Below are 22,218 nucleotides of genomic sequence, written 5' to 3'. Positions count from 1 at the left end.
GCGCGTGTGCGCAGGCGATGCGTCTCAGGCATCGCCTGGCGCCTGCGCGAGCAAGGCTTCGGCCAGTCCGTCCGGCGCCGCGCCGATGCGCAATTCCGGCGTTCCATGCCAGTCGGCGCAACGTTGCAGTGCGCGCCGCAGATCGCTGACGAGCCGCCCGCTCACGCGCACACCCGGCTCCAGATGGAGCGACTTCACTTCGAATACCTGCTGGGCGCGATGCGCTTTCGCGTCGGCGCGCCCGATCAATTTCCCGCGGCTCAATATCGGCAGTACGAAGTAACCGTATTTGCGCTTGTGCGCGGGCACGTAGCATTCGATCGCATAGTCGAAACCGAACAGCGCCACCGCACGCTTGCGGTCCCACACGACCGGATCAAACGGCGAGAGCAGTGTCGTGACGGTCGATGACAGCGTGCCGTTCGCGGCGGCGTCGATGAGCGGCGCGTGATCGCGATGCACGAACGCATCGGGTTTCCAGCCCTCCACGCGCACGGGCACGAGCTCGCCCGCATCGGCGAGGGCGTGCAGCGCTTCGACATACGGGCGGCGCGGCAGGCGGTAGTAGTCGGCGGCCCAATCGGCGCGCAGCACGCCCAATGCCTGGGCGGTGCGCAGCAGCAGCGCGCGTTCGGCGTCGGCGCGCGAGGGCAGATCGCGCGCATCGCGCCAGTGAGGCAGCACGCGCTCGGCCACGTCGTAGACGCGCTGGAAATTGCGCCGTTCCGCGACCATCAGCGCGCCGGTCGCGAACAGCACTTCGAGGTGACGCTTCTCCGGCTTCCAGTCCCACCAGCCGCTGCCCTTGTCGCCTTCGGCGCGCGCGAAATCGGCGGAGCGCACCGGGCCGCTCGCACGGATGCGTTCGAGTAGCGCGTCGATTTCGCGGCGATGCTTCGCGTGCCAGTCGGCGGCGTATTTCCAGCCCATGCCCGACGGGTCCAACATGCGATGGCGCAACAGCCCATAGTCCTCGATCGGCACGAAACAGGCTTCATGCGACCAGTATTCGAACAGACGCCCAGCGGCGAGATGCGCGTCGAGCCAGCGCATGTCGTACGCGCCCACGCGGCTGAACAGCACGAAATAAGGACTGCGCGCGACCACATGGATGGTGTCGATCTGCAGTTGCGCCATGCGGCGGATCGCGGCCAGCACGTCGTCGGGTGTGGCCTTGCGGCGCGGCGGCGCGAGCAGGCCTTGTGCGGCCAGATGCAGCGTGCGCGCCGCCGCGAGCGGCAGCGTCAGGCGTGCGGCGTCGCCGGGTGAAGCCGGCTCGGCGTCAGCTTCGAACGCCGCGTCGTCACGCATGCAGGCCCGCCATCGCGGCCACTGGCGTCACGGCCTGCGCGGCGGCAGAGGGCATTGCGCCCAGCAATTGATGGATTTGCGCGACCACGGCCGCACCTTCGCCCACCGCCGCCGCGACGCGCTTGGTCGAACCCGCGCGCGCATCGCCGATCGCATAGACGCCTTCGACCGACGTGGCGAGGCTGCACGACGCATCGTTGGCGCCCGTGAGCACGAAGCCGTTCGCATCGAGCGCCACGCCGCATTCGCGCAGCCAGCCCGTGTTGGGGTCCGCGCCCGTGAAGAGGAACAGATGGCGCGCGTCGAAATGATCGACGCCTTCGGGGCACGGCGCTTTCAGCCGGATCGCGGCCAGCCCGGTTTCGTCCTCGTCGAGGCCGAGGATTTCGCTGCGCGGATGCACGTTCACATTCGGCAGCGAGGCAATGCGGTCGATCAGATAACGCGACATCGTCGATTCGAAACCGGCCTTGCGGATCAGCACGTCGATCTGGCGCGCCTGGGTCGACAGATAGACGATCGCCTGGCCCGCCGAATTGCCGCCGCCCACCAGCACCACGTTTTCGTGCTTGCAGAGCTTCGCCTCGACCGGCGAGGCCCAGTAATAGACGCCGCGTCCCGTATAGCGATCGAGCCCGGCGATGCTGGGGCGCCGATAGATCGCGCCGCTCGCGATCACGACGGTGTGTGCGCGCACGTCGCCGCTACAGGTTTCGAGGCGGCGTGGATGCTCGTTGCAATGGAGTTTTTTCACCGCGACCGGAATCGCCACATGCGCGCCGAACTTCTGCGCCTGCACGAAGGCGCGGCCCGCGAGCGCCTGGCCGGAGATGCCGGTCGGAAAGCCCAGATAGTTTTCGATGCGCGAGCTGGCGCCCGCCTGGCCACCCGGCGCGCGCGAGTCGAGCACGATCACCGACAAGCCTTCCGAGGCCGCATAGACGGCGGTTGCGAGTCCCGCCGGACCCGCGCCCACGACCGCCACGTCATAGACGCGCTCGCCGTTGAGTTCGGGCAGCAGACCCAGGCATGTGGCGAGTTCCGGCGCCGACGGATGGCGCAGCACGGTGCCGTCGGGGCAGATCACGAGCGGCAGGTCTTCGCAGCGCGCCGCGAAGCGCTCGACCACGCTGACCATGCAGCTTGCATCGCGCTCGTCGAGCACCGAATACGGATGGCCGTTGCGTGTGAGAAAGCCTTGCAGCGAGAGCAGCGCGGGATCGTTGTGCTTGCCGACGAGGATCGGGCCGCCCGCGCCTTTTTCGATCAGCGAGACGCGGCGCAGGATCAGCGCGCGCACGATGCGCTCGCCGAGTTCCGCTTCGGCGACGATGGCCGCGCGCAGCTTTTCAGGCGGAATCAGAATGGCGTCGACGGGTTCGAGCGCGAGGCCGTCGACCAGCGCCGGGCCGCCCGAAAGCTGGCCGACTTCGGCGAGGAAATGACCGCGCCCATGCTCGACGATCAGGCGCTCGCGGCCCAGGCCGTCGCGCTGGAACACCTTCACGGAGCCCGCGAGCAGCACGAACATGCCGGGGCCGGTGTCGCCGGTGTGGAACAGCAGTTCGCCCGGCTCCCAATGCCGCCGCTCGCCGAAACGCGCGAGCCGCGCGATCTCGTCATCGGTGAGTTCGGGGAACATCTGGTGCCGCCGCGTGGAAAGCGTCGAAAACGGCGCTTCGGCGGGCTGCGGCTGTGTATCGGAAAAAGACGCGGAAGACGTGGACTGCGAGGCCTCGTAGCGAGGCGGCTCAGTAGCAATGGAGCCCATCAGGCGATTCTCCTCATGCGCGCGGCAGCCGGAATGCGGCCCGGCTGCCGCGCGGAATCAGACAGCTTTCGGCGTGATGTTGACGGACACTTCGGGATGCTGTGTCAGCACCAGCGATTCGAGCGCGCGCCCGGAATCGCGCCAGGCGTCCAGGCCGCCGAGCAGCGGCACCACGTCGATGAATCCGGCCTCGGCAAGCTTCTTCGCCATCCAGGCCGCGGAAATTTCATTGGGGCACGAGCAGTAGATCACGAGCTTTTGTTCGAGCGGATACTTCGAGAGGATCTCGTCGAGCTTGCGCTCGTCGGCAAAGAGCGCGCCCGGAATGATGTACGGATCGAGCTTGCGCTTTTCTTCCGAGCGGATATCGAACACCACGGGCGGCGGCTTGTTGGCCATCGCGCGGTAGAGATCGTCCACGGTGATGCGCGCGTTCGCGAGCTTCTTGATGAGCTGGCGGCGGCGCTGCCAGCGGTAGGCCGCGTAGAGCAGCAGCAAAACCGCGACCACGACCGCCGCGAAGCGGCCGAGGCGGCTCGCGCCCGCCAGCATCATGTCGATCTGCGGCGCGAACAGCACGCCGATCAGCAAACCGGTGCCTGACCAGAGCGCGGCGCCAATGCCGTCGAAGCCCACGAAGAGGCGATAAGGCGTGCCCATCGCGCCCGCCAGCGGCACGGAGACAAGCGAGAGACCCGGCACGAACTTGGCGATGGCGAGGACGCGCACGCCCCAGCGGCCGAAAAAGCGCTCGGTCTTTTTCACGCAGGTATCGCGCGAGAGCGAGAGCTTGCAGAGCGTCTTGAGCGTGTTGCCGCCATAGAGACGGCCGGCGAGAAACCAGACGCTGTCACCGATCAGCATGGCGACGACGGACAGGCCAAGTACCGGCGCGACCTGCTGCCCGATCGAACCCGGGTGCATGGCGGCCATGGCACCGAACAGCACGAGCGCGGGCATCGCTGGCACGGGTAGGCCCAGTGCGCCGGCTAGTACGTTGAGGAACACGAGCGCAGGGCCGTACTGCGCGATGAGGTCATGTAGCATCGGCTTACTTCCTGCCAGAGGCGCCGCACGGGCGGCGCAAAAAATTGGAAGAGTAACGTAACGATTATGGACGCATTTCGAAGGCGTGCAAGCGAGCCTGCAAGCGCCGGGGGACGTGAGTTGGGGAGCATACGCCCAATGCGGAATCGACGCGCGCGAGCGCCGGCGCGCATCAAATGCCCATTGCCAGGAAGTACCAGGAAACTACCAGGGAAATGCTGAACAACGCAGTGCAGCAAGTAAGACGTGTGAACGCGCGAAGACACCGTGAGGGTGCCTTCGCGCAAGCGGCCCGCACGGCTGGCAGGCGCGTGGTTGGGGCGACCGGGATTTACCGCGTGTGCGATTCGCCGGGTAGCTCGGCACCCTGGGCGCGGATGGCCGCGATCAGTTCCGCAGGCGTGATTTCATAACGCACTTCGCGGTGGATGCCCGGCTTGCGCTCGTCGACTTCAATCAGCAACAGGCTCTTGCCGTCGGCCGAAGATTCGAGGCGCAGCGAACGCGTTTCGCGGCCGGTGGCTTCGTCATGCTCGGTGAGCAGGGTCATGTTTCCGGAAGACCCGGTCGTGCGCATTGATGTTGTCCTCGTAGGTGGTCGAGCCAATTGTACGGGGTCAGCCGCGCGGCGTCTCAGTCCTGTGAGCGCGGGCGCACATAGCGCGCCGCCGCCTGACCCGGCCAGCCAGTTTAACGCGACTCCGCGTTTACACGAGCATTTTTGCGTGTCCTGCAACGGTGCGGGGAACTTGTTTCGCTGACTGAGACATTGTCATGGGCATGACGCAAAGGATCCTTAATGATGTTCCGGCGCGCATCGCGGATACAGCCATGCCTTGCCCCGCCGATATTCACCTCCCGCAAGTCCTCACCTTCGAGTGGCGGCGGCGCCAAGAAAAAACGGCTCACCCGGTAGAGGCCAGGTGAGCCGTCGAAACGCCGTTGTTACTCGGATCAGCAACCCACATGGTGGGCGCTAACGGTTGGATATTGCGGGGTGGATCGCCTGCTGTCGAGATGGGACAAATGCCGATCTGTCTGCTTAATCGGAGCACGCAATTGCTTTACGGCAGGCTTTCGCCTGCTCAGGCCTCGACGGCCTCCTCGTGGGCGTGGGGGCTGCGCGCCGGTTTGGCCGGGCGACGCGCCGGAGTACGGCGCTCGTTCTGCTGCGTGCCCGCGACCGTGAAGAGGCGCACGGCCTCGTCCAGCACATCGGCCTGGTCGGCCAGGCGCTGCGCCGTGGCGGCGGCCTGCTCGACCAGCGCCGCATTCTGCTGTGTCGCGCTGTCCAGATGGGCGACCGCCTGATTCACCTGGCGAATCCCCTCGGCCTGCTCGCCGCTCGCATTGGCGACTTCGACGATGATCGACGAGACGCGGCTCACGGCCTCGTCGATGGCACGCATCTGCGCGGTCGTGTGGCCGACCAGTTCCGTGCCCTGAGCGATCTCGTGCACGCTCGCATCGACCACCTGCTTGATTTCCTTCGACGATGCCGCGCAGCGCTGCGCAAGCATGCGCACCTCGCTTGCGACCACCGCGAACGAGCGGCCCGCTTCGCCCGCGCGCGCGGCTTCGACGGCCGCGTTGAGCGCGAGGATATTGGTCTGGAAAGCAATGCCGTCGATCACGCCGGTGATGTCCGCGATGCGCTTCGAGGCGTCGGTGATGCCCGCCATCGTGCGCTCCATGCGCCCCGCAAGCGAGCCGCCCTGGGCCGCGGCGTCCTGCGCCTCGCGGGCGAGATCGAGCGCGCGCGTGCTGGCTTCGGCGTTGGCCTGCACGGTGGTGGTGAGCTGATCCATCGTCGCCGCGGTTTCTTCGAGCGAGGCGGCCTGCAACTCGGTGCGGCGCGAGAGATCGAGATTGCCCGTCGAGATTTCGTGGGCGGCGTCGAGCATGCCGTCGATCTGCGAGCGCACGTCGTAGACGATGGCCGTGAGATTGGCCTGCAACTGATTGAGTGCCTGCAGCACATCGCCGAGATCGTCCTTCGAGGCGATCGCCAGCGTCGCGGTCAGATCGCCTGCGGCCATGCGCGTGGAGGCCGCCGACATCTGTTCGAGCGGCGCACCGAGATGACGGGTGGACAGACGCCAGGCCGCCACGCTGCACACGGCGGCGGCGCCGAACGCGCACCAGAACGGCGTGGGCGGCAGACCCTGCCACGCACCGAAGCCGGCGGCCGCGAGCGCGGCGGGCACGAGCGCATAGCCGATGCCGATCCGCGTGGCGATCGGCAGACGCAGGAGCGACTTCGCCGCGCCGATGACGCCGGTGCGCGTGAGATCGCCTTGATGCAGGCGCAGGCCGCGCAAACGGCCCTCGCGCATCTGCGCGTAGAGCTGCTCGGCTTCGCGCACTTCCTCGCGGCTCGGCTTCACGCGCACGCTCAGATAGCCGACGACGGTGCCCTGTTCGGACACGGGCGTGACGTTCGCGCGCACCCAGTAGTGATCGCCGGACTTGCGGCGATTCTTCACGAGCGCGGTCCAGGGGCGGCCCGAACCGATCGTCTCCCACATGTCGGCGAAGGCTTCGGCCGGCATGTCGGGATGGCGGATGATGTTGTGCGCACGGCCGATCAGCTCATCTTTGGAGAAACCGGAAACGGCGACGAACGCGGGATTGCAATACTGAATACGGCCCTTGAGATCAGTGGCCGAGACGAGCATTTGCGAAGCAGGGTAATCGAATTCCTGCTGGGTAACGGGTTGGTTGTTGCGCATGGGATTCCTTGCAGATCGGCCGGTCACGGCCCGACAACATGTCGGAATTAACGGCAATTTCCTTCTGATCTTTAGGGTTTTTGTCCGATGACGAGGTTGAGTCATGGCGCATCGTCTTGCTGGGCGATGAGGGAAATGGTTGCGCGGTCAAAGATCTGGGTGGTCTGTGCGGGGGATGTGAGCGGGATTGGTCTGGATTTTTGTGGGTGGCTTTTGGGGTGGGGTGAGCGCGCCCTGATCGAGGCCGGATTGCGTTTTCGACGCATTAAAACCACGCGTGTGCTGGTCGAATATTCCCGTCTTCGATGATTACAAAGGAATACAAACTATTTCTTTGTCGATTCATCAGTTAATCAGGAATGCAGAGTGTTGACGACGATCGAATGACTCGACGACGGCGGCTCAAATCGTTGTTCTCCCGACTCCCATTGATCGCTTTAAACGCAGTTTAATCAGACAAATGAACCGCCAATAATTACATTTAACAACCAATTAAATTACATTTTCATTAAGCAAGCCCTATCCTCGAAATCCCTACGTGATGTAGCTGAAATGCATCAATCAATTGAAAGACTCGGTAACTTCTGTAATGATACCGATTCTCATTCTCTCGGCGGCCCCACGATGGCCGTCCGGGCTTTAATCCAAAAATAGCCAGCCTCGTCGATCCCTGTGCGCCATTGGGGGCCGCAAGCCAGCCACTGCTATCCAGGCCGAACGCGCCTCCATCGCGCGCTCCACCGGCCGGATTTTTCTTTCGTCGCACAGGGAACCCATGTTGAACAGGACGCCGCTCGCGAGTGCCCTCGCGCTAGCTTTTGCCTTGCCGTTTGCTTCTTCCGCGCTCGCCCAGAGCGCGCCTGCCGTTGCTGCACCGGGCGCAGTCGCCCCGCCCGCCGCTTCGAGCCAGGCAGCCGCGCAGCCGAACGTCAGGGCCAAGGCCGACGACAACGGCACGCTGCCCGCCGTCGCGGTGTCCGGGCAAGCCGCGCCGCAGGACTTTCAGGCCGAAAAATCGACCGTCGGCGCGAAGACGCCCACGGCGCTGCGCGACATTCCGCAGACGGTCACGGTCATCAACAAGGCGCTGATCCAGTCGCAAGGCGCGACCTCGTTCCAGGACGCGCTGCGCAACGCGCCCGGCATCACCATCGGCGGCGCGGAAGGCGGCCAGATCGGCAACAACATCAACCTGCGCGGTTTCACGGCCCAGAACGACATCTATCTCGACGGCTTTCGCGATCGCAACCAGTACTACCGCGACACCTTCGATCTGGAATCGATCGAAGTGCTTTACGGCCCGTCGTCGATGCTGTTTGGCCGCGGCTCGACGGGCGGCGTGATCAACCAGGTCTCCAAGCAGGCCACGCTCAAGCCGCTCACCGAGGTCTCGTCCACCATCGGCACCAACGACCGCTATCGCGCGACGCTCGACGTCGATCGACCGCTGGGCGACCACGCGGCGTTCCGTCTGAACGCGTTCGGCCAGTCGCTCGGCTCCACGCGTGACGAGATGATGAACAAGGACTACGGTTTCGCGCCCGAACTGCGCTTCGGCATCGGCACGCCTACCGAAGTCACGATTTCCGCGCTGATCCAGCACAACTACGATCAGCCCGATTACGGCGTTCAGTCGATCAACGGCCATCCGTTCTCGCCGTCGAAGGGCACGTATTACGGCCTGACCGACGACCGCACGATCCAGGACGTGCAGAACATTTCGGCGCGCGTCGATCACAAGTTCAACGATCAGTTCAAGATCAGCAACCAGACGCAGTTCTCGCACTCGCTTACCGATGCGCGCGAGACGGCGCCCGGCTCGGTGCTCACGGGGCCGCTTTCGAGCAGCACGGCGCTCAAGAACGGCAACTACACGACGCTGCCGCTTTCCGATCTGTACGTGAAGCTCGCCAGCCACGATCGCGTGATCGAGAATCACTCGATCTATAACGATACGATGGCGCAGTACAAGTTCGACACGGGCTTCGTGAAGCACGAGATGATCGCGGGCGTCGAAGTGGGCCACGACAGCTACACGAATCAGGCCTACACGCGCAACAATCTGCCGATCGTGTCGCTGCTCGATCCGGTCTATATCCCGACGCCCTCGAACGTCACGCAGACGGTCGGCAATCATGCGGAATCGGGCGCGACCACGCTGGCGGCGTACTTCAACGAAACGATGTCGCTCGGCGAGCACTGGAAACTGATCGGCGGCGTGCGCTGGGATCGCTTCCAGGCGCATATTGCGAACTCGGTCAGTGCTCCGAACTATGCCTCGCAGACCAACACGTTCACGAGCGTGCGCGCGGGTGCGATCTATCAGCCGACCGACTGGCAGTCGTACTACTTCTCGTACGGCACGTCGTTCGATCCGTCACTCGAAGCGCTGACCGTCACGAACACCACGCAGAGCCTCGCGCCCGAGCACACCAAGTCGTATGAAGTGGGCGGCAAGTGGGATCTGCTGGGCGGCAATCTCTCGGTGACGTCGGCGCTCTTCCAGCAGGAAATGGACAACGCGCGCACGCAGACTTCGAGCGGCGAATACACGCTCGACGGCGATATTCGCGTGCGTGGCTTCCAGGCCGGCGCGACGGGTCACATCACCAACAAGTGGCAAGTGTTCGCGGGCTACACCTATATGGACGGCCTCGTGCTCAAGGCCGCCGACGGCACCCAGGGCAAGACGCCGGCCAATACGCCGCGCAATACCTTCACGATGTGGACCACGTACGCGTTCACGCCGCATTGGGAAGTGGGTGGCGGCCCGACCTATATGTCGTCGCGCTACGCGGCGAACACGAATTACGTCGAAGTGGGCGGCTACACGCGTTGGGATGCGATGGCCGAGTATCACGCGAAAAAGTGGGACGTGCGCCTCAATGTGCTGAACCTGACCAACAAGTTCTACTATGACGCGCTCATCCAGTCGGATGGCGGACGTTCGGTGCCGGGTGTCGGCCGCACGTTCCTTGCAACGTTCGATTACCGCCTATAAGGTGTCCGATTCGTAGTCGCCTGCAACGGAGCATCCATGCCGTTGTCACGCAAAGCCCGCATCATTGCGGGCTTTTGCGCGTCCGTGCCCCCTGTAATGCCGCGCAATAGGTAGCGCAAAAAGCGAAGGAAAACGACGATGCTGATCCATATCCCTAACGTCTTGACACCCGAACAGGTGCAGGCCATGCGCGCGCGTCTCGACAACGCAGGCGACGCCTGGGTGGACGGCCGCGCGACGGCCGGCTGGCAGGGCGCGCCCGTGAAGCGCAATCGGCAGATTGCCGAGCACACGCCGCTCGCGCGCGAACTGGGCGACGTGGTGCTGGCCGCCATCGAGCGCAATCCGCTCTTCATCAGCGCGGCGCTGCCCAATCAGGTTTATCCGCCGCTTTTCAATCGCTACGAAGGCGGCATGACGTTCGGCTCGCACGTCGATGGCGCGGTGCGCGTGCTGCCCAACGGGCTGAAGCTGCGCACCGATGTCTCGGCGACGTTGTTTCTTTCCGCGCCCGACGAATACGACGGCGGCGAACTCGTGGTCGAGGACACCTACGGCGTGCAGGAAGTGAAGCTACCGGCGGGCGACATGATCGTTTATCCGGCCACGAGTCTGCATCAGGTGAAGCCGGTCACGCGCGGCGCGCGCGTGGGCAGTTTCTTCTGGGTGCAAAGCCTCGTGCGCGACGACACCAAACGCGCGCTGCTCTTCGACATGGACACCGCCATTCAACGCCTGAATGCGAGCGACGCGGACGCGCCGGCGCGCCGCAGCCTGGTGGGCTGTTATCACAATCTTTTGCGTATCTGGAGTGAGACGTGAGCTCTACTGACAGCACTATTTTTATCGACGATCAGCAACGCAGCGAGCGCGCGAAGCGTTCGCGCCGCGCCACCTTCATCAAGTGGCTGCGCAAGGTGCATGGCTGGGTGGGTTTGTGGGGCGCGGCGCTTGGGCTGTTGTTCGGCGTGACGGGCTTCGTGCTTAACCATCGCGCGGAGCCGTTGCGTATTTCGCCGGGCGCGCCGCAGGTTTCGTCGATGCAACTGGACGTGCCCGATCCCGCCCCCGAGACGCCGCGCGAGCTGGCCAAATGGCTCAAGTCGCAGCCCGATCTGAAACTGCCGCCGCGCATGGGCCGCGTGCAGAAGGAGCCGGAGCACAAGGTGGCCTGGGGCGACCGCACGACGGTGCAGCCCGAGCACTGGCAACTGACGTTCACCGCGCCGCATGAGAGCGTCACGGCGGAGTACTGGGTCGGCGACGACGCCGTCACGCTCAAGCGCTCCGACAATTCGCTGCTGGCGACCATCACGAACCTGCACAAGGGCGTGGGCATGAGCGTCGGCTGGGTGCTGTTCATCGACACCTTCGCGGGTGCGCTGATTCTGCTGTCGCTCACGGGCGTGCTGCTGTGGACCGAGCTGAACAAGCGCAAGACGGTGGGCGCCGTGCTGGTGATCGGCTCGATCGTCGTGGCGGTGTGTGTCGGGCTTGCCTGAGGTTTAGCCTTGGCTCAGTCGGACTGATCCGCGCCGCCAAGGTTTCGCGCCAGATAGTCGATGAACGCGCGCACCTTCGGCGGCAAAAAGCGGTTGGGCGGATAGAGCAGCCACACCGGGCCGCTATAGGCGCGCGCCTCGAAAATCCATTCCGGCAGCACCTGCACGAGCCGGCCGTCGCGCAACGCTTCGGCCGCCGTGAATTCGGGCAGGCAGGCGACGCCCCAATTCTCCAGCGCCGCTTCCAGACGCGCGCCTGCGTGGTTCGCGATATAGCGGCCTTTCACCTCGACGGTTTGCGTTTGCGTGCCCTGGCGCAGACGCCAGCGATGATCGTCGGCGGTTTCTCCGAGCCAAAGGCAATCGTGTTGTGCGAGTTCGCGCGGCGCGGCGGGCGTGCCGCGCGCGGCCAGATACGCGGGCGATGCGCACAGCAGCCAGCGCACCGCACCGAGTTGACGCGCGGCCAGTCCCGGCGGCGGCGTGCGCGTCGGGCGGATCACCAGATCGAGGCCGTCGCGCAGCGGATCGAGATCGTGATCGGCAAACACGAGTTGCACGTCCACTTCCGCGAATTCACGCAAAAAGCCTGGAATGAGCGGATGAATCACGGTTTTCGCATAGGCCGTGGGCGCGGCCACGCTCACGCGGCCCTGCGGACTGGCGGCCAGTTGGCCCGCGGCGTCGATCGCGCCCGCCGCCGCGCCGACCATATCGCGGCAATGCCGATATACCTGCGCGCCCGATTCGGTCACGCGGATCTGGCGCGTCGAGCGCTCCAGCAAGCGCGCGCCCAGCGCCTCCTCCAGACGTTTGATCTGCCGGCTGACCGTCGATGGCGTGCTGCCCAACTGGCGCGCGGCCACCGAGAAATTGCCGGCCTCGACCACGCGCGCGAAAGTCGCGAGATCGGGCAGCAGGGCGAAGAGTTCGGTCGGGTTCATTGGCGGACGCTCGTGGTCATCTGTGCGTGGGTGACATAAAAGCTGTGCGTGTGCGCCCAATTATCGCCATGAACGCAAAGCAGGACAATGGCCGCTCCCGCTACTCAAGAGATCAGTCCCATGCGCTTCACCCGTCTGATGCACCTCGCCGACTGGCTGCTGCTCGCCGTCGCGTTCGTCTGGGGCACGAGTTACGGCGTGGTCAAGCACGCGCTGGCGTTCTATCCGGTGTTGGGGTTGCTGGCGCTGCGCTTCGGCATCACATTCGTGCTGCTTGCGCCCGCGTTGCGCACCTTGCGTCGGGCGTCGCGGCGCGCGTTGGCCGGTGCGCTGCTGGCGGGCGCGCTGCTGCTTGGCATTTTTCTGTGCGAGACCTTCGGCGTGATGCTCACTCGCGCGTCGAACGCGGCGTTCCTGATCAGCTTGTGCGTCGTGCTCACGCCGCTCGTGGAGTGGGCGATGTTGCGGCGGCGTCCCGCGCGCGCGGAGTGGCTGGCCGTGGCGGCGTCGCTGGCGGGCGCATGGCTTTTGACGGGCGGCGCTTATGTGCCGAATGCGGGCGACGCGCTCATCCTGCTGGCGGCTCTCCTGCGGGCGATTTCCGTGTGCGTGACGAAGCGCGTGATGCGCGATGCGTCGCTGGCGCCGCTCGCGGTGACTGCGGTGCAGGCGGGCTGTGTGACGTTCGGCAGCGCGGTACTTGCGCTGGTGTTCGCGCCGCAGCAGTGGCAGGCGTTGCCGGCATGGTCTGGTCATGGCGTGTTCTGGGCAAGCGTGGCGTGGCTCGTGCTGGCCTGCACGCTCTTCGCCTTCTTCGTCCAGAACTACGCCGTGCGCCGCAGCAGCCCGACGCGCGTGGCCTTGCTGATGGGCAGCGAACCTGCGTTCGGCGCGCTGTTCGCGTGCCTGTGGCTGGGCGAGAAACTCACCGCGGCCGCATGGACAGGCGGCGCGCTCATCGTCGCGGCCTCGCTGCTGGCGACGGTGCAATGGAAGCGCGCGCCCTTCAGTCCTTCACGCCGCGCTTGCGCAGCAGATACGTATCCATGATCCAGCCGTGCGCCTCGCGCGCTTGAGCGCGCACGCGCACGATCTCATCCTTCACCTCGTCGAGCGGCCCCGCCACGAGGATTTCGTCGGGCGTGCCCACATAAGCGCCCCAGTAAATGTCGAGATCCTCGCCCGCCATCTGCATATAGGCGTTTTGCGCGTCGAGCATGACCACGGCGCTGTCCGCATCGTCCGGAAAGCCGTTTTCCGCGAGACGCCGGCCGGTCGTGATGCTCACCGGCTTGCCGATGAAGTTCAACGGCACGCGATGCTTCGCCGCGAGCGCCTGCACGCTGCTAATACCCGGAATCACCTCGAATTCGAACGCAATGCGACCATCGCCCTGAATCGCATCCAGAATGCGGATCGTGCTGTCGTAGAGCGACGGATCGCCCCACACCAGGAACGCGCCGCATTGCCCATCGGCGAGTTCGCTCTCGATCAGCCCTTCGAATACGCGCTGCTTGTCGCGATTGAGTTCGTCCACGGCTGCCTTGTACTCGACGCCATCGCGCCGCCGCTCGGGACTCGCCGCTTCCACGATCCGATAATCAGGATTCCGGATGAAACGCGCGCAGATCTCCTTGCGCAGCGCGACGAGCTTGTCCTTCGCGGGACCTTTATCCATCACGAAGAATACATTGGCGGCGTTGAGCGCCTCGATGGCCTGCACGGTCAGGTAATTCGGGTTGCCCGCGCCAATGCCGATAATCAGGATTTTTTTCACGTCGAAGTTCCGGTGAGTGCGTCGTCGCAGAGCAGTTCGATGCCGTCGAGCTGCGCGGCGCAGATGTCGCGCACGATGGTCACGAAGTCGGCGAAATAAGGACGCGCGGCGAGCGCCTTGGGCGCGAGCGCGTAAAGCTCGCTCCAGAGGCCCTTCGCGCCCACGCGTTTGGCGAGCACGTAGTCGTGATCGACGTAGCTTTTCACGCCCCAGTTGGGCAGCGCCGCGACGCCGCGCCGGCTGGCCACCAGTTGCATGATGGCGATGGTCAGTTCCGCCGTGCGCCGCTCCAGCTTGACGCCGGCGGGTTCGAGCACTTCGCGGATCAAGTCGATGCGCGATTCCGGCACGGGGTAGGTGATGAGCGTTTCGTCGCGCAGGTCTTGCGCGCTCAGACGGCGGCGGCTGCGCAGACGGTGCTCGTTGGCCATCACCACGAGGATTTCGAAGCGGAACAGCGGCGCCACCGTGAGCGCGCGGCGCGCACGCGGCTTCGAGCCGATCACCACGTCGGCCTTGCCCTCGGCGATCAGGCGCATGGGATCGGCATGGAAGCCCGCCACCAGATCGACCTCGACCTCGGGCCAGCGGCGGCGGAACTCGTCCATCACCGGCATGAGCCAGTCAAAGCAGGTATGGCATTCGAGCACGATGCGCAGTTCGCCGCGCGCGTCGCCCTTGAGGCGCACGAGGTCGCGCTCGGCGGCGGCCACGGCGGCCAGCGTCTCGCGCGCGAGCGCGAGCAGCCGTTCGCCCGCCGCGGTGAAACGCAGCCCCTGGCGCGTGCGCTCGAACAGCGAAACGCCGTAATGCGCTTCGATGTCGCGAATCTGGTGCGAAAGCGCCGACTGGCTCAAATGCACGCGCGCGGCGGCGGCCACGAGCTTGCCGGAATCCGCGATGGCGACGAGCGAACGTAGATGGCGAAGTTCGATCATGCAGCCTCGCGCACCCGGCAGGAAGGTTGAAAAATCTGGATATGAATATGGTTCATACAACGATGAAAACATGTCGCTTGAAGAATGATAGCGCGACTTCGACAATGGCCCGCTAAACAGGACACTTGCAGACAGATCGATCATGGCACGCACTCATATTTCCGGCTTTCCCCGCATCGGCGCGCAGCGCGAACTGAAGTTCGCACAGGAGGCGTTCTGGCGTGGCGAAATCGACGAAGCCCGCCTGCACGATGTCGGCGCGGGCCTGCGTGCGCGTCACGGATTGATGCAGCGCGAGGCGGGGCTGGACTTCGTCTGCGCGGGCGACTTCGCCTGGTATGACCCGATGCTGAGCATGAGCGCACTGCTGGGCGCGCTGCCGGAGCGCTTTGGTTTCGACGCGCGCACGCTCACGCTCGCGCAGTACTTCGAGCTGGCGCGCGGCAACGCCTCGCAGCCCGCGCTGGAAATGACCAAGTGGTTCGATACGAACTATCACTACATCGTGCCGGAGATCGGCCCGGATACGCGCTTTGACGGCGGCGTCGAATGGTTTTACGAGGAGATCGGCGAGGCGCAGGCGCTCGGTCGTCCCGTCAAGCCGGTGCTGATCGGGCCGATTACGTGGCTGTGGCTCGCCAGGAGCCGCACGCCGGGCTTCGACCGCCTGTTCCTGCTGCCGCGCCTGCTGGTGCGCTACGCGCGCATTCTGGAGACGCTCAAGGCGCGCGGCATCGACTGGGTGCAACTGGACGAGCCGGCGCTGTGCTGCGATCTCGAAGAAGACTGGGCCGCCGCGTTCAGCGCGGCTTATGAAGCGCTGGGCGAGTGCGGCGTGAAACTGCTCGTCGGCACGTACTTCGGTTCGGCGGCGCAGCGCGCGGCGCTCGTGGCCGCGCTGCCGGTGCAGGGCGTTCATATCGATCTGGTGCGCGCGCCGGAACAACTTGACGTGTGGCGCGCGGCGCTGCGCGACGATCAGATGCTTTCCGCGGGCGTGATCGACGGCCGCAACGTCTGGCGTGCCGATCTCGCCGCCATCGCCGACACGCTGCAGGACACGCACGCGCAATTCGGCGAGCGCCTGTGGATTGCGCCGTCGTGCTCGCTCGCGCATGTGCCGGTGTCGCTGGCGGGCGAGCGCAAGCTGAGCGCGCAGATCAAATCGTGGCTTGCGTTCGCCACGGAAAAGCTCGCCGAAGTGAGCGCCGTCGCGCTGGCGCTCGAAGACCGCGCGGCCGCCCAGCCGCAACTCGATGCCGCGAGCGCTGCGCTGGCGGCTCGCGCGACATCGGCGGCGGTGGTCAACACGCTGGTGCAAAAGCGCACGGCCGCAGTCGATGCCGCGATGGCGCAGCGCAAGAGTCCGTTTGCCGTGCGCGAGCGCGTGCAGCGCGACGCGCTGCGCCTGCCGCTCATGCCGACCACGACGATTGGCTCGTTTCCGCAGACCGTTTCGATCCGCGAGGCGCGCGCCGCGTACCGTCGCGGCGATTTGCGCGCGCTCGACTATCTGGAGCGTATGCGCGAGGAAACGGCGCGTTCGGTGCGCCAGCAGGAAGCGCTGGGACTCGATGTGCTCGTGCATGGCGAAGCCGAACGCAACGATATGGTCGAATATTTCGCCGAGCAATTGTGGGGTTTCGCGGTCACGGAAAACGGCTGGGTGCAGAGCTATGGTTCGCGCTGCGTGAAGCCGCCGCTCATCTATGGCGACGTGTACCGGCCGGAGCCGATCACCGTCGAAGCGATCCGCTACGCGCAGTCGCTCACGACGCGCCCGCTCAAGGGCATGCTGACCGGCCCGGTGACGCTGCTGCAATGGTCGTTCGTGCGCGACGACCAGCCGCGCGCGACGACGGCGCTGCAACTCGCGCTTGCGATTCGCGACGAAACGCTCGATCTGGAGAAGGCGGGCATCGGCATCGTGCAGATCGACGAACCGGCGTTCCGTGAAGGCGTGCCGCTGCGCCGCGACGGCAGCGCGGCGTATTTCGAGTGGGCGGTGCGGGCGTTCCGCGTGGCGTCGTCGGGCGTGTCGGACGTCACGCAGATTCACACGCATATGTGTTATTCGGAGTTCAACGCGGTGCTGCCGTCCATCGCGGCGCTGGACGCGGACGTCATCACGATCGAGACCTCGCGTTCGGTGATGGAACTGCTCGACGCGTTCGGCGACTTCGAGTATCCGAACGCGATCGGGCCGGGCGTGTACGACATTCATTCGCCGCGCGTGCCGCAGACCGATGACATGGTGCGCCTGATCGAGCGCGCCTGCGAGACGATTCCCGCCGCGCGGTTGTGGGTGAATCCGGACTGCGGCCTCAAGACGCGCGCATGGGCCGAAACCGAAGCGGCGCTGCGCAATATGGTGAGCGCGGCGCGCGTGCTGCGGGAGCGCTATGCCGCAAACGCGAACGATACGGTGGTGCCTGCCGCGGCTTAAGGTTTTAATACGCTCGGAGTAATTTTCTTCAATACGCGTGCTGTCGCCTTGCGTACGCTCGACGGTGAATCATCGCCGTCGGGCGTATCGAGGAGAATTGTGAGCACGGCACTTTCCATGGCCGCCTTCGCGCTGGCCACATCCATCACCCCAGGTCCCGTCAATATCGTCGCGCTCGGCGCGGGCGCGCGCTATGGCCTGCGCGCGAGCCTGCGCCATGTCACGGGCGCGACCGTCGGCTTCGCGCTGCTGTTGCTGCTGATCGGGCTGGGCCTGCACGAACTGCTCGCGCAATGGCCGATGCTTACGCGCGCGATCGAGTGGGCGGGCGTGGCGTTTCTGCTTTACGTTGCGTGGAAACTCGCGACCGACGATGGCCGTATCGACACGGCCGGCACCGCACGCGGCCCCACGCTGCTCACGGGCGCGGCGATGCAATGGCTCAATCCCAAGGCCTGGCTGGCGTCGGTCGCGGGCATGGGCGTATATGCTGCCTCGGGCGAAAAAGCGCTCGTGTGGCAGTTCGCGGCGATCTACTTCGTGGTCTGTTACGCGTCGATTGCGTGTTGGGCGTGGGCGGGCGCATCGCTGCGCCAGGCGTTGCGCGAGCCGGCGCGGGTGCGCTTCGTGAACCGGGCGATGGCGGCGCTGCTGGCGGCGAGCGCGCTATGGCTATTGTTCGATTAAAGCGGAATTAAATTGGGATTAAGGCGCGATTAAAACTCGGGCTTTAACCGCGATATTGCCCCGGTGTGGCCGCCACGAACTGACGAAACGCGCGCTGCAAATGGGCTTGATCGGCGAAACCGGCTTCGGCGGCCACATCCGCGATGGCGTGGCCGCGACGCAATTGCGCGCGACTGAATTCGATGCGCCGGTTCACCACATAGGCGTGCGGCGTGAGGCCGTATTGCTCGCGAAACGCGCGGATCAGATACGACGGCGAAAGTTCTGCCGCCGCGCAGATCTCTTCGAGCTTGAGCGCGCGCGTGTAGTTGCCTTCGATGAATTCGGCGGCCCGCGCGATGCGGCGGTCCGGCGCGCGTGATGCATCGTGATCGGGCGCGGGATTGAGCGTCTGCTGGAGCCGCGTGAAGTACTGCGTGGCCGCGCTTTCCTTGCGCAACGCGTCCACATGCGGATCGACCAGCAGGTCGTAAAGCGCATTCAGTCCGGCGAACAGATTCGCGTCCCAGGTGAGCGTTTGTGCGAATGGCCGAAAGCCCTCCTGCGCGCCAAAGCCCAGCGACTGTTGCAAACGCGCGAGCCAGTCCACGTCGATATGGAACATGCGATAGGCCCACGCTTCGTCTTCGGCGGGATTGCAGGCGTGCACCACCTGCGCATTGATGACGACGACCGCCCCCGCGTGAACAGGCTCCAGCGTATCGCCATTCAGATAGGTGCTGCGCCCGCCCAGAATCGCGCCGATCGAAAAGGTGCTGTGCGCGTGGCGGCCATAGCGAACCTTGCGGCCATCGGCGATGGCGCGCACTTCGATGAAGGGCAGGGCGTCGTCGCGCCAGAAACTGGGCGTGGCGTCGGTCGATTGGGGCATGGCGTACCTCGAAAGCAATGCCTGATGAAGCGCAATGGAAGCGCAATCGAATCAAAGCGGCATGGAAATTTGATCTTAACGCATCGGGCAGTCGTGATAGTTTCTTCGTTCGATCAACCTTGAATACGACACGATCTGCCTATGAATGCCGCCACGCTAACGATCCGCCCGCTGACCGAAAGCGACGTCGATGCTTTTCGCGCCATGCGCCTGCACGCCGCTGTCGACACGCCGTTCGCCATCGTCCCCACGCGCGAAGAAGAAGCGCGCTGGACCCGCGAAGAAAATATCGCGCGCGTACGCGAAACGGATCAGCAGGCGGTATTTGGCGCGTTCGATGGAGAAACGCTAATCGGCATCACCGGCTGGCGGCGTGAGCAACGCGTGAAGTTTGCGCATAAGTCCCTCATTTGGGGCGTCTTTGTCGATCCGTCTTATCGGCGCACGGGCATCGCGCGGCGCTTGATGGAAAGCGCAATCGGGCGCGCAAAAGCAAGTGGCGTTCAGCAAGTGCAATTGACCGTTGGTGCACGGAATCCGCGCGCGCAAACGTTGTACTTGTCGTTAGGCTTCGTTGTTTATGGTCGCGAGCCGCGTGGCATGCTGATCGACGGCGAATATTTCGATGAAGAACTTATGGTGCTGATGCTCGATTGAGTGGCACACAATGGCAGAAAATGTTCTGTGCGTTAGTGCACTAATTAAGTACATTCATCATTTCGTCATACAGCAGCGTCGATAATCCACTCCGAATAAATTGGCCTTAGTGTCACGAGGCGCGCAAGCGATAGCGCGTCCGGCACCCTGAAGGCCCGGGGATTTCGACATGACCATTCGTCACCGCATCACGCTACTCATCGTTCTGATGTTCGTCGCGCTGTCCGCCATCGGCGGCTACGCGGTCTATCAGACGCGCCGCAGCGCCACCGATGTTCACCAGGTTACGCAGGGCGTCGTGCCCAGCGCGCTGGCGTCGTCCGATCTCGTCTCGCTCGTCAAGGACGTGCAGCTCGCGACGATGACGCTGGTCTACGCGCCCGACGCGACCACCGCGCAACTCGCGCAGGACGATCTCAAGAAGAAGGAAACCGCATTGCGCGCGGCGCTCGACGTGCAGAAACAGGCGGCCGCGAGTCACGCGCAGGACGGCCTCGTTGCGCAGGCGCAGGAAAGCATCACGAATTATTTCAGCGCGATCGACGACACCGCGAAGATGAAGGCGGCCGGCAAGAACGAACTGGCGCAGGCCTATCTGTTCGCCAATGTTGCGCAGTATCGCGACGAACTCGAAGGCATCGTTACGACGATGCGCGTCGAGAAGAACCGCCAGAAAGACGACGCCATCAACGCGCTCAACGGTATGCTCGACACCACGACGAGCGCGATCGCAGGCGTGACGGGCGGCGCCGTGGTGCTGCTCACGGCGATCGGCCTGCTGCTGTACCGCCAGATCACCCGCCCGCTCTCGCGTATGCAGGGAGAAATGAGCGAGATCGCGTCGAACCAGGATTTCACGCGCCGCGTGCCGGTGGGCCGCATGGACGAGATCGGCCATTCGATCGTCGCGTTCAACGGCATGATCGAGAAGATCCAGCATAGCTCCGCGCAACTCAAGCGCAAGACGGCCGACATTCAGGCGATGTTGCAGAATATGCAGCAGGGCATTCTGACTGTCGTTGAAGGCGCAACCATTCACAACGAGTATTCGGCCTATCTGGAAGCGATTTTCGAAACCCGCGAGATCGCGGGCCGCTCGCTGATGGACCTCGTGTTCGCGGACACGGAACTGGATGCCGACACGCTCTCGCAGATCGACGCCGCCGTGCAGGCGTGCCTGGGCGAAGACGACGTGAACTTCGCGTTCAACCAGCATCTGCTGGTGAACGAAGTCACGCGCACCATGCCCGATGGCCGCAAGAAGGTGCTCGACCTGAGCTGGTCGGCCATCACCGACGAAAATGACGTGGTCGTGCGTCTGATGCTCTGCGTGCGCGACGTGACCGAATTGCGCGAGCTTGCGGCGGAAGCGGGCGAGCAAAAGCGCCGCCTGCAGATGATCGGCGAAATCCTTGCGGTTAGCGAAGAGAAGTTCCACCACTTCGTTGAGGGTGCAACGGGTTTCATCCACGAGAACGAACGCATCATTCGCCAGCACGATTGCGCGGACATGGGCGCGATCGACGCGCTGTTCCGCAACATGCACACCATTAAGGGCAACGCGCGCACCTACAGCCTTCAGCATCTCACGGGCGTCGTGCACGAAGTCGAGCAGCGCTACGACGCGCTGCGCCGCGAAGACACGAGCCACGCGTGGGACCAGCAGGCGCTCATCGACGATCTGCATCGCGTGCGCGAAGCCGTCGATCACTACGCGACGCTCAACGAAGTCAGCCTCGGTCGCGGCACGCGCACGAAGGACGAGCGCATCGCCATCGGCCGCGAGCAGATCGACGCGAGCTTGGCGCTGCTGGACGGCGCAAACAACGACGATCTCGGCTCGCTGCGTGCGATGCGCGAGGAGCTACGCAACGTCTTGAGCGGCATTGGCACCGAAACCGTCGAAAGCGCGCTCGCGGGTGTGATCGATTCGCTGCCGTCGCTGGCGCGCGAACTCGACAAGGCGGAGCCGGTCGTGCGTATCGACGACGGCGGCTACCGTCTGCGCGGCGAGGCGGCGGGAACGGTTAGCGATGTCTTCACGCATCTGCTGCGCAACTCGCTCGATCACGGCATCGAAATGCCCGAGCAGCGCCGCGCGCAGGGTAAGAGCGAAGCGGGCCGTATCGACATCAAGCTGTCAATGACCGAAGGTGCGCTGCGTATCGCGCTTGCCGACGATGGCCGAGGCCTTGCGCTCGCGCGCATTCGCGGCATCGCGGCGGAGCGCGGCTGGCTGGGCGAAGGCGAATCGATCAGCGACGACGCGGTGGCGGCGTTCATCTTCCGCGCGGGTTTCTCCACGGCGCATAGCGTGACCGAAGTGTCGGGCCGTGGCGTGGGCATGGACGCGGTGCGCGACTTCCTCGAACGCGAGGGCGGCCGTATCGAACTGCGCTTCACCGATAGCCTGGAAGGCGCCGATTATCGGCACTTCGAAACGATCGTCTATCTGCCGCAGAACTGCGCAGTCGCGGCAGCGCCTGCACGCGCGGCGGTGCAAGAGGAAGCGCTGGCATAGCGCGCAGCGGGGG

At 64.8% G+C, this 22,218-nt stretch carries 17 protein-coding genes; 8 read left to right on the top strand and 9 right to left on the bottom strand.

Features of this window, described 5'->3' with window-relative positions; all coding sequences use genetic code 11:
• Positions 1-24: 24 nt before the first annotated feature.
• The 5 genes from B0G62_RS15850 to B0G62_RS31935 all read right to left on the bottom strand — a co-directional run bounded on the left by B0G62_RS15850 (position 25) and on the right by B0G62_RS31935 (position 6,861).
• Positions 25-1,311, bottom strand: a complete 1,287-nt coding sequence (locus tag B0G62_RS15850; RefSeq protein WP_103705148.1) for a winged helix-turn-helix domain-containing protein — start codon at positions 1,309-1,311, stop codon at positions 25-27.
• Positions 1,304-3,082, bottom strand: a complete 1,779-nt coding sequence (locus B0G62_RS15845; protein ID WP_103705147.1) for an FAD-dependent oxidoreductase — start codon at positions 3,080-3,082, stop codon at positions 1,304-1,306. The genes B0G62_RS15850 and B0G62_RS15845 overlap by 8 nt, the downstream gene beginning before the upstream one ends.
• A 57-nt stretch (positions 3,083-3,139) precedes the next feature.
• Complete coding sequence (locus tag B0G62_RS15840; RefSeq protein WP_103705146.1) at positions 3,140-4,129, bottom strand: DedA family protein/thiosulfate sulfurtransferase GlpE; 990 nt, start codon at positions 4,127-4,129, stop codon at positions 3,140-3,142.
• Positions 4,130-4,460: 331 nt separating this feature from the next.
• A complete protein-coding gene (locus B0G62_RS15835; protein WP_103705145.1) occupies positions 4,461-4,706 on the bottom strand; it encodes a hypothetical protein in 246 nt (81 codons plus the stop codon).
• Positions 4,707-5,214: 508 nt separating this feature from the next.
• On the bottom strand, positions 5,215-6,861 hold the full coding sequence (locus tag B0G62_RS31935; RefSeq protein WP_208624232.1) for a methyl-accepting chemotaxis protein: 1,647 nt from the start codon (positions 6,859-6,861) through the stop codon (positions 5,215-5,217).
• A gap of 775 nt (positions 6,862-7,636) precedes the next feature.
• Between B0G62_RS31935 and B0G62_RS15820 the strand changes: the two genes are divergently transcribed.
• From B0G62_RS15820 to B0G62_RS15810, 3 genes are all read left to right on the top strand, one after another.
• Entirely contained in the window at positions 7,637-9,862 is a 2,226-nt protein-coding gene (locus B0G62_RS15820) for a TonB-dependent receptor (RefSeq protein WP_103705143.1), read from the top strand.
• A 138-nt stretch (positions 9,863-10,000) separates the two neighbouring features.
• Entirely contained in the window at positions 10,001-10,684 is a 684-nt protein-coding gene (locus tag B0G62_RS15815) for a Fe2+-dependent dioxygenase (protein WP_103705142.1), read from the top strand.
• A complete protein-coding gene (locus tag B0G62_RS15810; RefSeq protein ID WP_103705141.1) occupies positions 10,681-11,364 on the top strand; it encodes a PepSY-associated TM helix domain-containing protein in 684 nt (227 codons plus the stop codon). Before B0G62_RS15815 ends, B0G62_RS15810 begins: the two co-directional genes overlap by 4 nt.
• A 14-nt stretch (positions 11,365-11,378) precedes the next feature.
• Here B0G62_RS15810 and B0G62_RS15805 read toward each other — a convergent pair whose 3' ends face one another.
• Entirely contained in the window at positions 11,379-12,308 is a 930-nt protein-coding gene (locus tag B0G62_RS15805) for a LysR family transcriptional regulator (RefSeq protein ID WP_103705140.1), read from the bottom strand.
• A gap of 120 nt (positions 12,309-12,428) precedes the next feature.
• Here B0G62_RS15805 and B0G62_RS15800 point away from each other — a divergent pair, with 120 nt between their 5' ends.
• Positions 12,429-13,358, top strand: coding sequence for a DMT family transporter (locus tag B0G62_RS15800; RefSeq protein WP_103705139.1), 930 nt, complete (start codon positions 12,429-12,431; stop codon positions 13,356-13,358).
• Here the strand turns inward: B0G62_RS15800 and cobF are convergent.
• Together cobF and B0G62_RS15790 are read right to left on the bottom strand one after the other, a co-directional pair.
• A complete protein-coding gene (gene cobF / locus B0G62_RS15795) occupies positions 13,315-14,085 on the bottom strand; it encodes a precorrin-6A synthase (deacetylating) (RefSeq protein ID WP_103705138.1) in 771 nt (256 codons plus the stop codon). The two genes, B0G62_RS15800 and cobF, sit on opposite strands and share 44 nt — an antisense overlap.
• Positions 14,082-15,023: a LysR family transcriptional regulator gene (locus tag B0G62_RS15790; RefSeq protein WP_103705137.1), complete on the bottom strand. Its 942-nt coding sequence runs from the start codon at positions 15,021-15,023 to the stop codon at positions 14,082-14,084. The genes cobF and B0G62_RS15790 overlap by 4 nt, the downstream gene beginning before the upstream one ends.
• 142 nt (positions 15,024-15,165) lie before the next feature.
• Between B0G62_RS15790 and metE the strand changes: the two genes are divergently transcribed.
• The gene (metE, locus tag B0G62_RS15785; RefSeq protein WP_103705136.1) at positions 15,166-17,469 is read left to right on the top strand and encodes a 5-methyltetrahydropteroyltriglutamate--homocysteine S-methyltransferase; all 2,304 of its coding nucleotides are present in this window, start codon (positions 15,166-15,168) and stop codon (positions 17,467-17,469) included.
• A gap of 99 nt (positions 17,470-17,568) precedes the next feature.
• Entirely contained in the window at positions 17,569-18,156 is a 588-nt protein-coding gene (locus B0G62_RS15780; RefSeq protein ID WP_103705135.1) for a LysE family translocator, read from the top strand.
• A gap of 43 nt (positions 18,157-18,199) precedes the next feature.
• On the opposite strand, the gene B0G62_RS15775 is transcribed toward B0G62_RS15780, so the two are convergent.
• A complete protein-coding gene (locus B0G62_RS15775) occupies positions 18,200-19,027 on the bottom strand; it encodes an AraC family transcriptional regulator (RefSeq protein ID WP_103705134.1) in 828 nt (275 codons plus the stop codon).
• Positions 19,028-19,168: 141 nt separating this feature from the next.
• Between B0G62_RS15775 and B0G62_RS15770 the strand changes: the two genes are divergently transcribed.
• Both B0G62_RS15770 and B0G62_RS15765 read left to right on the top strand, forming a co-directional pair.
• Positions 19,169-19,684, top strand: coding sequence for a GNAT family N-acetyltransferase (locus B0G62_RS15770; protein ID WP_103705133.1), 516 nt, complete (start codon positions 19,169-19,171; stop codon positions 19,682-19,684).
• A 169-nt stretch (positions 19,685-19,853) separates the two neighbouring features.
• Complete coding sequence (locus B0G62_RS15765; protein ID WP_103705132.1) at positions 19,854-22,205, top strand: ATP-binding protein; 2,352 nt, start codon at positions 19,854-19,856, stop codon at positions 22,203-22,205.
• Positions 22,206-22,218: the final 13 nt, after the last annotated feature.

It is taken from the genome of Paraburkholderia eburnea (assembly GCF_002917095.1).
GTDB lineage: Bacteria > Pseudomonadota > Gammaproteobacteria > Burkholderiales > Burkholderiaceae > Paraburkholderia > Paraburkholderia eburnea.
The sequence above is the reverse complement of the archived record's forward strand: the minus strand, read 5'-3'. Positions and strand labels throughout refer to the sequence as shown.